Origin of the sequence: Sutcliffiella horikoshii (genome assembly GCF_002157855.1) — a bacterium.
Lineage (GTDB): Bacteria > Bacillota > Bacilli > Bacillales > Bacillaceae_I > Sutcliffiella_A > Sutcliffiella_A horikoshii_C.
The window spans coordinates 1,730,910-1,744,596 of the sequence record NZ_CP020880.1 but is presented as its reverse complement, the minus strand read 5'-3'; the positions used below and the strand labels follow the sequence as shown (position 1 = coordinate 1,744,596).

The 13,687-nt window shown below is 39.5% G+C and carries 13 protein-coding genes; 2 read left to right on the top strand and 11 right to left on the bottom strand.

Features of this window, described 5'->3' with window-relative positions; translation table 11 throughout:
• Positions 1–69: 69 nt before the first annotated feature.
• The 4 genes from B4U37_RS09045 to B4U37_RS09030 form a co-directional block, all read right to left on the bottom strand.
• Positions 70–1,917: an ABC transporter ATP-binding protein gene (locus B4U37_RS09045; RefSeq protein WP_088017961.1), complete on the bottom strand. Its 1,848-nt coding sequence runs from the start codon at positions 1,915–1,917 to the stop codon at positions 70–72.
• A 16-nt stretch (positions 1,918–1,933) separates the two neighbouring features.
• A complete protein-coding gene (locus B4U37_RS09040) occupies positions 1,934–3,688 on the bottom strand; it encodes an ABC transporter ATP-binding protein (RefSeq protein ID WP_088017960.1) in 1,755 nt (584 codons plus the stop codon).
• 285 nt (positions 3,689–3,973) lie between these two features.
• Positions 3,974–4,423 carry a redoxin domain-containing protein gene (locus B4U37_RS09035; RefSeq protein WP_088017958.1) on the bottom strand — a complete coding sequence of 150 codons (450 nt, stop codon included), beginning with the start codon at positions 4,421–4,423 and terminating at the stop codon, positions 3,974–3,976.
• 83 nt (positions 4,424–4,506) lie between these two features.
• Entirely contained in the window at positions 4,507–5,049 is a 543-nt protein-coding gene (locus tag B4U37_RS09030) for a peroxiredoxin (RefSeq protein WP_010192747.1), read from the bottom strand.
• 368 nt (positions 5,050–5,417) lie between these two features.
• Between B4U37_RS09030 and B4U37_RS09025 the strand changes: the two genes are divergently transcribed.
• Positions 5,418–6,257, top strand: a complete 840-nt coding sequence (locus B4U37_RS09025) for a mechanosensitive ion channel family protein (RefSeq protein ID WP_088017956.1) — start codon at positions 5,418–5,420, stop codon at positions 6,255–6,257.
• Positions 6,258–6,449: 192 nt separating this feature from the next.
• Here the strand turns inward: B4U37_RS09025 and B4U37_RS09015 are convergent, their stop codons facing one another.
• The 5 genes from B4U37_RS09015 to B4U37_RS08995 form a co-directional block, all read right to left on the bottom strand.
• Positions 6,450–6,695: a YkuS family protein gene (locus B4U37_RS09015; RefSeq protein WP_010192741.1), complete on the bottom strand. Its 246-nt coding sequence runs from the start codon at positions 6,693–6,695 to the stop codon at positions 6,450–6,452.
• Positions 6,696–6,766: 71 nt separating this feature from the next.
• On the bottom strand, positions 6,767–7,846 hold the full coding sequence (locus B4U37_RS09010; RefSeq protein WP_245840091.1) for an N-acetyldiaminopimelate deacetylase: 1,080 nt from the start codon (positions 7,844–7,846) through the stop codon (positions 6,767–6,769).
• Between the two features lie 120 nt (positions 7,847–7,966).
• Positions 7,967–8,677, bottom strand: a complete 711-nt coding sequence (dapD, locus tag B4U37_RS09005; protein WP_088017954.1) for a 2,3,4,5-tetrahydropyridine-2,6-dicarboxylate N-acetyltransferase — start codon at positions 8,675–8,677, stop codon at positions 7,967–7,969.
• A gap of 108 nt (positions 8,678–8,785) precedes the next feature.
• Entirely contained in the window at positions 8,786–9,622 is an 837-nt protein-coding gene (locus B4U37_RS09000; protein ID WP_088017953.1) for a DUF368 domain-containing protein, read from the bottom strand.
• Between the two features lie 95 nt (positions 9,623–9,717).
• On the bottom strand, positions 9,718–10,596 hold the full coding sequence (locus B4U37_RS08995; RefSeq protein WP_088017952.1) for a transcriptional regulator CcpC: 879 nt from the start codon (positions 10,594–10,596) through the stop codon (positions 9,718–9,720).
• A 122-nt stretch (positions 10,597–10,718) separates the two neighbouring features.
• On the opposite strand from B4U37_RS08995, the gene B4U37_RS08990 reads away from it, so the two are divergent.
• Positions 10,719–11,459, top strand: a complete 741-nt coding sequence (locus B4U37_RS08990) for a sulfite exporter TauE/SafE family protein (protein ID WP_010192729.1) — start codon at positions 10,719–10,721, stop codon at positions 11,457–11,459.
• 35 nt (positions 11,460–11,494) lie between these two features.
• On the opposite strand, the gene B4U37_RS08985 is transcribed toward B4U37_RS08990, so the two are convergent.
• The gene (locus B4U37_RS08985) at positions 11,495–13,021 is read right to left on the bottom strand and encodes an MDR family MFS transporter (RefSeq protein WP_088017951.1); all 1,527 of its coding nucleotides are present in this window, start codon (positions 13,019–13,021) and stop codon (positions 11,495–11,497) included.
• Between the two features lie 128 nt (positions 13,022–13,149).
• The gene (gene cbpB / locus B4U37_RS08980; protein ID WP_088017950.1) at positions 13,150–13,611 is read right to left on the bottom strand and encodes a cyclic-di-AMP-binding protein CbpB; all 462 of its coding nucleotides are present in this window, start codon (positions 13,609–13,611) and stop codon (positions 13,150–13,152) included.
• Between the last annotated feature and the right edge of the window lie 76 nt (positions 13,612–13,687).

The window sequence follows — 13,687 nt, the reverse complement described above, 5'->3', positions numbered from 1 at the left end:
GCAATATCATACATTTCTCACAAAACGCAAAAAGACACCGGTCCCAAGAACCGATGTCTTTTCTTATTCTCAGCTTACATCCTGCATTGTAAACTGCGCTTTTACCAAGTGATAATAAATACCACCATGCTCCATCAGTTTATCATGATTGCCTTGCTCCATGATATTCCCATGATCAAGGACAATGATGTTATCTGCTTCACGAATAGTAGATAGACGGTGAGCGATAATGATCGCTGTACGACCTTTCAAAAGCTGTTTAAGAGCAGTCTGGATCTTCACTTCTGTCTCCGTATCGATGCTTGCAGTTGCTTCATCTAAAATGATGATGCTAGGATCTGCTAACAAAGCACGTGCAAAGGAGATCAATTGTCTTTCCCCGACAGAAAGGACATTACCTCTCTCCTCTACTTCTGTTTCATATCCATTCTTTAGCCGTTCAATAAACTCGTTCGCACCAACTGCCTCAGCAGCTGCTTTTACTTCTTCGTCAGTAGCAGTAGGTCTACCAAAGCGGATATTATCATTAATGGTTCCTGAGAAAATGAAGGTATCCTGCAAGACAACACTAATTTGAGAACGAAGGCTTTGAAGAGAGATGTCACGGATATTGTGTCCGTCGATCTTCACTACTCCTCCTGTTGCATCATAGAAACGGGAAATCAAGTTGGCAATCGTCGTTTTACCAGAACCCGTATGACCAACCAATGCCACTGTTTGACCTGCCTCCATTTTTAATGAAATGCTGTTCAAAGCCGTACGTTTGCTGTCATAGGAGAACTCTACATCCTTAAACTCGATTTCTCCGCGAATGGAATCCAATTGAATGGCGTTGTCTTTCTCATCCACAATCGGCTTTTCATCTAAAAATTCAAAGATACGTTCAGAAGAAGCCATACCAACAAGCAGCATATTATATAACTGTCCTAATCTAGAAATTGGTTCCCAGAACATCCCCAAGTAAAAAGCAAAGGAAATGAAAATACCGACAGTTAAAGTACTTGTGCCACCAGTCAGACTTTGTTGAATAAGGTAGGCCCCGTACCAAATAAGGATGGCTGTACCAACAGCATTTGTCATCTCTACGAATGGACGGAAAATGGCATTCTGCCTGGTTGCATTTTTCCAAGACTCAAAGTTTTCCGTATTAATACGGTCAAAGAATCCCATGTTCTCTCTTTCTTGCGTAAAGGATTGCGTAACACGAACTCCTTGAATGCTTTCATTTAAATGAGAATTTAGCATGGATTGCTTTATACGTACATCCTGCCACGCTCTTCTTATTTTCCTGCGCAAGCTTGTGGAAATGAAGAACATGATCGGTAAGATGATTAAAATTGCTGTAGCCAATTCTGGACTTAATGAAAAGAGGATCACTACGATACCAATTAACAAGATAAAGTCCATAAGCAAGTTGATAACACCGTTTGTAAACAATTCTTGCAGGGAGTTAATATCATTCATGATTCTAACAAGGATGGACCCCGCCGACCGTTGATCGAAAAAGCGGTGGGACAGTCCTTGTACATGTGTGAAAAGGTGTTTCCTTAAATCATAAATGACATTCTGTCCAAGCATGTTCATCCATCGTATCCTCAATGCGTTCGCTACATAGGAAATGACATATAAAACAGATACAATCACTGCTAGTTGGACAAGCATATCCATGTCTTTTTGCTTAATGGCAACATCATATAAATATTTACCAATGATGATTGGAATCGCTAGCCTTACAGCTGTTGCTATTAACATTGTAATAACTGCTAATGGCAGCAAGGTTTTCGAATAAGGTTTCATATAAGAGAAGAGCCGCCACATCTGTTGCCAGTTAAAAGGCTTCTCTATCGCATTATCAGTAGAATAATAGAATCTTTTTTTGACATTATCGTTCAATTCAATTTTCTGTTTTTTTCGCATTCTGTTTCACCTGCCTTCAGTTAGTCTGAGCTTCCAAAACCGTTTTTTGGTCCTTGTATTGGATATCATAGATTCGTCGATATGCCCCGTTCTTTTGGACAAGCTCGTCATGTGTCCCGCGTTCCACTACTTTACCTTCCTCTAACACGAGAATCTCATCCGCGTGTTTAAGTGAGGAGATACGGTGCGCAATGATAAATGTTGTTCTGCCGGCCAATGCGGCCTTTAATTCTCTTTGTATATTAAACTCAGTTTGCATATCTACCGCACTTGTTGCATCATCCAACACTAAGATACTCGGATCAAGAATCAACGCACGAGCAATCGCAATACGTTGTTTCTGACCGCCAGAAAGCCCCATTCCACGTTCTCCAAGCATCGTATCATAGCCATCAGGAAGTTCCATGATAAAATCATGCGCCTGCGCCATTTTAGCAGCTCGAACGATTTCTTCCATGGAAGCATTCGGTCGTCCGTAAGCAATATTGGATTTAATAGAAGAAGAAAATAAGAAGGATTCCTGAAGCACAAATCCGATTTGGTTTCGAAGTGAGTACAACGAGTATTTATTTACTTCTTCCCCATCAATTAAAATACGCCCGGACTGCGGCTCATAAAATCTTGTGATAAGCTGTGTGATACTTGTTTTCCCAGAACCTGTCGCACCGATTAATCCAATCTGCTTTCCTGGAGGCGCGTCAAACGAAACATTTTCAAGAGCGGTTTTATCCTCATTTGGATAACTGAATGTCACATCTTCAAACGTTACATGCCCATTAAGATTTGGTACATCTTTTGCATCCGGTGAATCTTGAATGTCCTCTTCTGCTTCTAAAATCTCCAGTAGCCGTTCTCCTGAAGCTTTTGCTTGTGAGAACTGATTGATAACAAATCCTAAGTTTGCAATCGGCCAAACAATATACCAGACTAGACTAAAGAAAGCTACAAGTGCACCTTCCGATAGTTGACCATTGATTACCAGATAACCACCAAAAGCAAGAAGACCCACCACACAGGCATTACCGATGAACTCCATCAGCGGGAAAAACTTAGCCCAAACATTTGAAGTCGAAATATATTTATCCTTGTAGTCCACATTAGAATCATTGAACTTATTGATTTGGTGATCTTCACGAGATAATGATTTGACTGTATTGATTCCGCTGATGTTCTCTTGTACATTCGTATTCAGTTTTCCAAATGACTTACGGATTCCTCGGAATGCAGGATGAACTCTTTTATCGAAACGGTACGTGACAAATGCCAGAAAAGGCATAGCCAGCAATGTGACAAAAGTTAATGCTACTGAATAATAGAACATCAAACCTAAACTGATGGTCACTAACAACACGAACCGTATCAATTCGGCAAATCCAAATGATAAGAAAAACCTGAATCCTTCTACATCTGCTGTCAATCTTGACATCAAATCCCCAGTCTTCGCATTATCATAATAACGAAACGGCAGGAATTGCAGTTTTTCGTAAAGTTCATTTCTTAAGCGATAAACCGATCGGATCCCAAATAGGTCACCTAGGAACTGATTGAAATACGTAAATAACCCCTTTAATGCCATGATTCCAATGAATCCAAGTGCAATATATGGTACGTATTGGAATTGTTGTTTTTCAATAACTTCATCAATGGTCACCTGTAAAATAACAGGATAGATGACAGTGATGACCGTTACTAAAAGCAAAAATATCAATGAAATATAGAAATTTTTGCGATAAGGCCAATAAAACTCTTTAAGCTTCTTAAAAGTCTCCACATGTATTCCCTCCCTTTGTTAACTCATGCTGGAAAATATAAGATAGTATCTAATATATCGAGTTTCGAAATATTTATCCAGTCTTTTTTGGAAAAATTTAAATTATTTATACTATTATTTTATTAGGTTACTTAAGACTTGGTAAGTGACAGGAAGACGGATGTTTTCTACGTCTTTAGTCGGAGATAAGTGAACAACTTTAGAGTATATGAAAGTGAAGGTGCAAGTAGAATCTGTACACAAAAAAAGGATCACCCATAAAGGTAATCCTTTTGTCTAAACATATTATTTCTCCATTTCACCTAAAACACGGTTCACACGTTTTTCTAGCATCTTCATTCCGCTGCCTCCAGCTTGGAAGTGACGAAGATTACCTTCTGCATCAAATACATAATATGCTGGAACATACTGATTTTCAAATGCATCTGTCAACTTATGTTCACTGTCCACGAAAATAGGCTGCGTGATATCATGTTCATTAGCCGTTTTCTTAATAGAATCAAGATTCAAATCGTCCTCAGAACGTGGCATATGAACAGCTATTACATTCAACTTATCCTTATAATTGTCGCGAAACTCATTCACTTGAGGCATCGCTTCTTTGCATAAATGGCAGCTAACAGACCAGAAATGAATGAGAGTTGGTTTATCTCCAATTAGGTCTTCTCTTGTCATCTGTCCGTTCAACCATTCTGTTGCGCCTGTCAATTCAGGCATTGGGGAACGTAGTTTCATCGTAACAACCTCCTATTTTTATCTATGTAGTGCAAAGAAAAGGCCTAACGAAAACGTTAGACCTTATTCTAGGTTGCATCAAATTATAATGTAGCTTGTCCAGGCTTCCAGTTAGCCGGGCAAAGTCCACCAGTTTGTAATGCTTGAAGTACACGAAGTGTTTCTTCTACATCACGGCCGATGTTGTTGTGGAATACTGTTTGGTATTGTAGTTCGCCTTCAGGGCTGATGATGTATAACCCACGTAATGCGATACCTTCGTCTTCGATAAGAACACCGTAGTCGCGAGATACAACGTGGTTAGTGTCAGCAGCTAAAGGATATCTTAATTCGCCTAGACCATTGTCTTTGCGATCTGTATTGATCCATGCTAAGTGAGTGTGGATAGTATCTGTAGATACTCCAATGATTTCTGCATCTAAGTCTTCGAACTCTTCGTAACGATCAGACATTGCAGTGATTTCAGTCGGGCAAACGAACGTGAAATCCATTGGGTAGAAGAAAAGTACTGTCCACTTATCGTTTTTCATATTTTCTTCTAAGCTTACTTTTCCAAATTCTTTGTTTGGTAATACAGCGTCCATTTCAAAACGTGGAGCTTGTTTACCTACCATGCGTTCTGCCATTTGTAAATCCCTCCAAGTTGTAATTTCAAATGAGAAAATCAATAAATATTTCTCATTTAGTTTTTTAATCAACATCAACTATTATAAACCACTCTTTATTTTTAGTCAATGTTAAATGATAATTAATTTAAATAAGGAATTTAATAAAATGTTCCTTTATCAAATTTCACCTTGTTGGTATTCCCCATATAAAGCTTGATGATAAATGGGAATTTTTTCTCACATCTTATACTACCATTCTTTCCTTGAAGAACAAAACAATAAGCTTAATCAATCGATTTCTGTAAATCATTTGGTTTTCCTAAACGAATCCTTTATAATGCCTTATTAGAGCATACATAAATTAATAGGAAGGGAGTAATCGTTATATGGTATTTGACTTATCAGATATTGATTTCTACGCAATACTGACTGCATTAGGTATTCTTTTACTAAAACTTATAGTGATCCTCATCGTTTATGCGATTGTAAAATCCATAGGATCCAAAATCATTACTCGTGCATTCGCAAGAGCATCACAAAAACAGGGGATTTCACCTGGAAGGGCAAAAACCCTTGAGAAGCTAACAGTTAACATTTTTACATATGCTTTAATCTTTTTCCTTGTCATTATGGTACTTGAAAATGTATTTGCCGTTGAAACAACTGCTATTTTAGCAGGTGCAGGGGTTGTTGGCCTTGCCATTGGATTCGGTGCACAGGGAATTGTCAGTGATGTTGTGACAGGCTTCTTCCTACTATTAGAAAAACAAGTCGATGTAGATGATTATGTTACTACTGCCGGTTTTTCAGGAATTGTAGAAGAAGTTGGGCTCCGCACCACAAAAATTAGGGATTTCGACGGTTCCTTGCATTATGTACCAAACCGCGAAATTTCGAATTTAACCAACCATTCTCGAGGAAACATGAGAGCGTTGATTGATATCGGCATCTCCTATGATGATAATATCGACCAAGCAATCGAAGTGATGCAACGCGTTTGTGAACAGATTGCAGCAGAAGATGAATCCATTATTGAAGGTCCAAATGTAATTGGTGTTCAAGGCCTTGGTGCTTCTGATGTGGTCATCCGCATCATCGCGAAAACCGAAAACATGCAACAATGGGCTGTAGAACGTAAGTTACGCAAAACCCTTAAAGAAGCACTTGATGCAAACGGTATCGAAATCCCGTTTCCACATCAAGTCTATATTGAGAAAAAGGATTAAACTACTTAAAGCAAATGAAACTACCTTGTTGATTGGAGTGGAAGGCGCGCAGACGCCCGCGGGAGGAAGGGACAGGTGAGACCCCACAGGCGAAGCCGAGGAGGCTCACGGACCGCCCGCAGGCAAGCGAAGCGCCTGGAACGGAAATCAACCGTTTCTCCACCAAAAAAAAGAGCCATCACGGCTCTTTTTTTAATGGTTTATTCTGCTTTCCACCTGTTGGCAAATCTGATCAGCTGTCATTCCGCTAGCTTCAATTACAGAACCAGCAGTGACACTATTGGAGATACCCATTACATTATTGTCGATTCCCGTTACAACGCAGCAGTCACAGCCTTTTGCGTCGTTTTCATTCGTTAATTGAACAACATCGTAACCTTTTTGTTGCAACGCTTGTTGAACATCTGTTAAGGATTGTTCTACACCGATTTTTGGCATATGTAATCCACCTCCTCTTTGTTAATTTGGCTTTCAAGCGCCAAATTATACAAGGGACGAAAATAAATATGTCAGTTCGCTTTGAAATTGAAATAAGAAATGATGGTACTAATCGCTACACCGATAGCATCTTCGTTCGGGTTCAATTTTGAATGATGCAGTCCATATGGCGATTCCGCTCCAAGCCAGAACATGAACCCAGGAATGTTTTCAATCATGTACCCATAATCCTCACCCGTCATCGCCTCTTTACATTCCACTACACGAACATTGGTGTTTTCCGATACATATTGCATGAACTCTTCTGTAAGTGTAGGATCATTATCCACCTGATGATACATGCTGCCGTAATCGATAGTTGTTTGGCAGTTGTATCCCACTTCCACGCCATGAACAAGTGCTTCTATCCGCTCTTTCACTTTTTTCATACTTTCAACGGATAGGGTACGAATTGTCCCCTCCAGCCGCGCACGCTCCGCTATGATATTTTGGACGGTACCACCTGTAATTTTCCCAATTGTAATAACCGCGCTATCGAGTGGATCTACATTACGGGCAATAACCGTTTGTAACTGTGTTACCAGCGAACATGCAGCAACTACCATATCATTTGTCTGATGTGGGTACGCTGCATGACCTCCACGGCCTTTAAGATCGATGAATAACTCCGAAGTGTTGGCAAAAAGAAGCCCCTGCTTTGTAGCAATCGTACCGACTGGATATTCAGGGGCGATATGGAGGGCAACGATCATATCCGGTTTCCAGGCTTTGAAGATTTCTGATTGAATCATCGGCAACGCACCACCAGGGCCCTCTTCAGCTGGTTGAAACATAAACAGGATGTTATCAGATGCAGGATTCTGAGAAAAATGAGTCAGGATTCCCAGGGCAATACTCATATGCATATCATGTCCGCATGCATGCATCATTCCTTCATGTAAAGAATGAAAAGACAGATCTGTTTCCTCCGTGATAGGCAATCCATCTATGTCCGCTCTGTAACCAATTGTTTTTGTCGGATTGGTTCCGTGAACTCTTACAAAAATCCCAGTTTCCCAAGTTTTAATTTCTATATGGTCCTGAGGGAGGTTATGTATATAACGAAGCAAATATCCTTGTGTTTTCGTTTCTTGAAATCCCTTTTCAGGCATTTGATGCAGGTCTCTTCTTATCTGTATAAAGGGATTGATTAAGTTAGACACGACAGTTCCTCTCTTTCTAAGAAAAAGACGTGGAGTTAAGCACCCACGCCTTTTTTCTTTTCTTCTTTATTATAATTGACGAAGTTCTTGTTTAATTTCCGTTTTGGACTTCGTTTTTTCATCAATATCTTTAATTTTTCTTGCAGGTGTTCCAGCTACCACTGTATATGGTGCCACATCATCAATAACGATGGCTCCAGCTGCTACAACTGCACCTTTTCCTACAGTAACGCCTTCTAGTACTACTGCATTTGCTCCAATTACTACATCGTCTTCGATGACAACCGGCTTAGCAGAAGGTGGCTCAATTACACCAGCAAGAACAGTTCCCGCACCGATGTGACAGTTTTTACCGACTGTAGCGCGTCCTCCAAGTACAACATTCATATCAATCATCGTACCTTCTCCAACTACGGATCCGATATTGATGGAAGCTCCCATCATGATGACAGCATTGTCGCCGATTTCCACTTGATCACGGATAATTGCGCCTGGCTCGATACGAGCTTTTACACCTTTCATATCAAGTAGAGGAATGGCAGAGTTGCGACGGTCGTTTTCCACTACAAAGTCTTCAATTTTCGCTTCGTTCTCTTTCAAAGCCACTTCAATTTCAGCCCACTCGCCAAATACAACTCCGCTATTGCCATTTAAGAAAGTTTTTGAGGAAGCACCAAAGTCGATGCCTTCCACGTCACCTTTCACATAAACCTTTACAGGTGTGGATTTAGTACTGTTTTGAATAAAAGAAATAATCTCGTTTGCATCCATCATTTTCATTATGTAATTCCTCCTAAAACAATAAGTCTTTATCCCTTTACTCTATCAAACAAAGAAAAGTGTGACAAGTAAAAAAATTATACATTTTTCATATAGAAAAAGAGAGACTCATTCTGTCTCTCTTTTGGCAACCATTTTTTCATTTGTGCGTGCGATAAATTGAACCACAATTAAACCAATGATGAAGGTAATGATGCTAATTACATTTGCAAGCATGCTTTGGGAAAAGCCCGGGAAAACAATTAGCGTCGATCCCAGCACAAGGCCAATGATAGCTGCAAATGTAATTTTCGGAAAGTGCTCTAAGACGTATTTGATCAGTTTACTTGAAATGATAAATCCGACAGCAACTCCTGCACCGATAGTAAGGATGATAGGGATATTGATATCTTTAAGTGCCGCGATTGCTGTGGTGTAAAAACCAAGAATCAATAATACCATCGAGCCACTGATACCAGGTAAAAGCATTGTCATACTAGCAATCCAGCCAGCAAAGAACAGACTGATGGCTGATCCAAGAGTTAACGTTTCAATTACCGGTCTTGTGGACTCCTGCAAGAATGCCATAGAACCAACCAATACGAGGGAAAGTAAAAGGGCAAAATAATGTTGTGCTTTAAATGTCTGTAACATATTAGATTCTTTAGCTAGTAGTGGTAATACACCAATAATCAATCCTAAAAATAAGAACATAGTCGGTTGCGGGTAGGTATGTAACAAGTAATCGAGCAGATGACTGAAGATTAACAGCGCTCCTACAATCCCAATACCCAAAGGAATAAGGAACTTAAGGTGCTTTAACCAATCTCTGCTGAAAATACCGCTTATTGACTCAATTAAACGATCGTAAATTCCCAAAATAAAAGCAATCGTTCCACCACTTACACCAGGGATCACATCACTGATACCCATTAACATACCGCGAAAAATATTTTTCCATTCCATATAAAATCGTTCCACCTTAACATGCAGTCTAGTATCTCAAAGATTTATATTACTATTTCTTCTCTAGATAATCCAATATTATCTCAATAGAAGGATCATTTTCCTCCATGTTCATATTCCTCTAATACTTCTAGAAACGCCTCTACCTGCTTTAAATTAAAGGAAGACTCATATCCAATTAACCAAGTATCTCGGTGCAAATTGGACACTTCATCTTCTTCTAGCGGAATTTTTTTAATGTTATCATAATCATCCTGCAAGGTGATGGACGGCAGGATTGCATAGCCGATTCCATTCAACGCCATCTGTTTACATGTCTCTATTTGATCTACCACAATTGTGCGCTTTGGCGGTGCCTGAAATTTCTTATGCCACCATACTTGAATTTCTTGATAATAGGTGGAATCACTCTTAAATTGGATAAACGGGCGCTCCGTAAGTTCAAGTTCAGAAAGCTCTTTTATTTCCGTATCTACCAGGTAAAGTTTGTCTCTGAGCAGATGTTTCTTTACCCCTTTCCATTCCGGATTTCCCCGAATAATTCCTAAGTGAACTTCATCTTCATACAAACTTTTGACAATATCACTACTCCACCCTGTCACAAGCGAAACTTTCGCGTTCGGGTATTTTTGAATGTATCTCTTCAGCACTTTAGGTAGCCAATATTGTCCTATAATGGTTGCCACTGCAATCTTTAGGGTTCCATATATTTCTTTATCGAGTGAAGTAATTTCTTCTCTTACCTTCGCTTCTTTTGCCAGTACCTCTTCGGCAAATTCCACAATCTTTTCTCCGGCTGGTGTAATTAGTAATCCTTTTTGCGTTCTGATAAATATTTTCGTATTCCAATTTTTTTCAATGGATTGCAGTCTTTGTGATAAAGCAGGTTGGGAAACAAATAAGCGTTCAGATGCTTTTCTCATATTTTTTTCTTTTGCCAATACCGATAAAATTTGAAATTCTGATGTGTTCATAAACTACCCTCAATATAAGTTTTTCTTATAGTATATCTTAATATTAATGTCATTTCATTATGACTTTTAAAAGCATACAATGAAGTAGCAACAGAAAGTACCGTTGAAAGAAGGTGACATCAATGGAAACATCCTACTACTATCTTACCTTAATTGGTTTTATCGCAACATTCGTCGGAACCCTCGGAGGAGGCGGCGGCCTTATTAATTTGCCTTCTATGCTACTTTTGGGAGTACCTATTCATACCGCGATTGCCGCAAATAAGTTTTCAAATTCTTTTAGTTCATTCACTAGCTTTTACACGATATGGAAAAAGCAACAAGTTCAATTGAAGCTTGGTTTATCCATTGTGCCTTTTACCATCATTGGAGGCATCAGTGGTGCATTGCTGGCCTCCTTTCTTACAGAGGAAGTCTTGCTTAAAGTTGCTTTGGTGTTGTTGTTCATTGCCACCATTCTAAATATCGTAAAATCGAATTTTAAAAAAACAAAAAACACCGGAACTCCTACCCCGCTTTTTTATCCAACTTATATAGGTATTGGCGCCTTCGATGGTTTATTCGGTCCAGGGCAAGCTACTCTGCTTATGCATTCCTTTTTAAATGCTGGACATTCTTTTCTTACCAGCATTGGACTAACAAGACTCCAAACTTTTACAAGTTGCACAGTCTCATTTTGGGTATACTTCTCCATGGGGTATTTCGATTGGAGGGTCGGGGTGGCCTTAGGGTTAGGATCTTTTGTAGGTGCTCAAACTGCAATTAAACTGGCTAACAGGCTGGCTTTTCTTCCTTGGCAAAAGATACTTAGCGCGTTTTCTATTTTTCTCATACTCTATTTGTCTATAAAAATTATTCTGTAATAAAAGAAAAAACGGCAACTCTTAAATTATTATCCTTAAGAGTTGCCGTTTTCTTCATTTTTCTTAGGTAAGAGCAATATTAATAAAAAGCTGATGACCGCAAATCCTGCAACGACAAGGTAAACGGTCTGAAGTGCGGAAGTCAGTCCATCTTGAAGCAAGACTCTCATGGATTCTGTAAGTTGATTGCGCTGCTCCTCATTAAGAAGAAGCGTCGTCGAGTCTAAAGAAAATTGATCCAAGGCTCCATTTTCCCGTAGATGCTCCTGAATTCTTGAGTTCAAGATTCCACCTAACAATGCTGCTCCAATGGTACTTCCGAGCGTTCTCATAAACATATTGGATGCTGTTGCGACTCCTCGTTTTTGCCAAGGAACGGTGCTTTGTATAGAGACGATGAAGGCAGTTGTGGAAAACCCCATTCCGACTCCAATCATGAACGAACCAAATGCAGCCCAGACTGGACCGTCATCAGGGCTCAATGTCATAAAAATGATGCTTCCAAGTATCAGCGCAACTCCTCCAATAATGGAAGTGGTTCTGAAACCTATTTTTAACAAAAGCCTGCCTGCTATCATGGCAGCGATTGGCCATCCAATGGACATGGTAGTCAGGGTGAAGCCTGCAACAATCGGTGGCCTTTCCATGACACCTTGCACAAATGCTGGTAGGAAGCTAGAAATACCAATTAACATGACACCTGTTGTCAACGAAGTCGTATTGGCAATTAAGATAGACCTTTCTTGCCATATATCAAACGGCATCATTGGATCTTTCGCTCTCTTTTCTTGCAAAATAAAGAATATAAAAGTTATCAAGGATAAGGAAATAAGGCTAAATACAGGAGCTGAAATCCACTCCCACCTTACACCGCCCTCTACCATGACAAGCATGAATGAACTTACAGATACAAATAATAAGCCAGCTCCTGCATAGTCAATGGAGTGCTTCTTCTTTTCCACTCCCTCATGCAGAAAGAGATACAGACCGATAATGGCTAAAATGCCTAAAGGGATATTTACCCAGAATACAAATCTCCAGCTAACATACTGAACAAGCAATCCGCCTATAGCTGGCCCTAAGATTGCAGAGATTCCCCATACACTCGATAAATACCCTTGTATCTTTGCCCGTTCCTCCTTTGTGTACATATCCCCCACAATAGTGGAGGCTATCGGCATAACGGCTCCTGCCCCAAAACCTTGAATAAAACGAAACACGATTAACATTTCAATGGAAGTAGCCATTCCGCATAATAAAGATCCGATTAAAAAGACGATAATTCCAAATGTAAGGATTGGTTTTCTACCAAACAGGTCCGACAGTTTTCCATATATTAAGACTGTTACAGCATTCATCAATAAATAGGAAGAAAATACCCAACTGTATAAAGAGAATCCCCCAAGATCTGCAGCAATTGCCGGCATCGCTGTAGACACAATCGTCGCTTCAATGGCTGCCATGAACATTGCCAGCATAATAGCTGCTAGGACCAATGGCTTCTTCGTTTTGTTTGGTGAGGCTTGTTTCACTTCTTGCCTCTCAAGTGTTGCAGTTCCCATATGTTTCCCTTCTCTCTCTATTGAATAACTCTATAGATTCTTAGTATGCTTCATATATTTCGTGACTCTATGTAAATTGTACCCTTTAACCAAATTAATGCAACCTTGAATTTTAACAAAAAAAGACCCTATGCTTCAGGGTCTTTTTTCGTTTCATTCGTTTGAAAATGTGTAATTAATCTATCTAAGATTGTACGACGGGTCAGGATACCTTCAAATACATCGTTCTCATCTTGTACACAGACAAAAGGATGGTCCACTAGTAACTCCAAACCCTTCTCCACTGTATCCGTTACATTTAAACAAGGAAGTTCTTTATTCATCACATCTTCAACAATCATATGTTCAAGTTTATCAAATTCAATTCGCTCTAATCCAAGTATAGAATCCATAATGTGGGTAGTGCTGACAAGACCATGTAACCTATATTTAGGATCTAGAACAGGAACAGCTGTATATCCTGTTTTAGTCAGAACTAGTAAAGCGTGTTCCAGATTATTCTTAACTTGCACATGTGCCACCCGTTCGGCTGGAATAATTAAATCTTTAATGGTTGCTCCTAATACTTTACTACTTTGGAGGCTGATCATAAATGTTCTTCCTCTCTATATTTACTCTCTAATACTATATGCCACTTTGTGTAATTGACCAATATTATTGTAGCAC

Coding starts and splice junctions, on each gene's coding strand:
- cbpB (WP_088017950.1), bottom strand. CDS start 13,611: ATGATCAGCCTCCAAAGTAGTAAAGTATTAGGAGCAACCATTAAAGAT.
- B4U37_RS09015 (WP_010192741.1), bottom strand. CDS start 6,695: ATGCCAAAAATCGGTGTAGAACAATCCTTAACAGATGTTCAACAAGCG.
- B4U37_RS09025 (WP_088017956.1), top strand. CDS start 5,418: ATGGTATTTGACTTATCAGATATTGATTTCTACGCAATACTGACTGCA.
- B4U37_RS08995 (WP_088017952.1), bottom strand. CDS start 10,596: ATGAACACATCAGAATTTCAAATTTTATCGGTATTGGCAAAAGAAAAA.
- B4U37_RS08985 (WP_088017951.1), bottom strand. CDS start 13,021: ATGGGAACTGCAACACTTGAGAGGCAAGAAGTGAAACAAGCCTCACCA.
- B4U37_RS09010 (WP_245840091.1), bottom strand. CDS start 7,846: ATGCCTGAAAAGGGATTTCAAGAAACGAAAACACAAGGATATTTGCTT.
- B4U37_RS09035 (WP_088017958.1), bottom strand. CDS start 4,423: ATGAAACTACGTTCCCCAATGCCTGAATTGACAGGCGCAACAGAATGG.
- B4U37_RS09000 (WP_088017953.1), bottom strand. CDS start 9,622: ATGGAATGGAAAAATATTTTTCGCGGTATGTTAATGGGTATCAGTGAT.
- dapD (WP_088017954.1), bottom strand. CDS start 8,677: ATGAAAATGATGGATGCAAACGAGATTATTTCTTTTATTCAAAACAGT.
- B4U37_RS09045 (WP_088017961.1), bottom strand. CDS start 1,917: ATGCGAAAAAAACAGAAAATTGAATTGAACGATAATGTCAAAAAAAGA.
- B4U37_RS09030 (WP_010192747.1), bottom strand. CDS start 5,049: ATGGCAGAACGCATGGTAGGTAAACAAGCTCCACGTTTTGAAATGGAC.
- B4U37_RS08990 (WP_010192729.1), top strand. CDS start 10,719: ATGGAAACATCCTACTACTATCTTACCTTAATTGGTTTTATCGCAACA.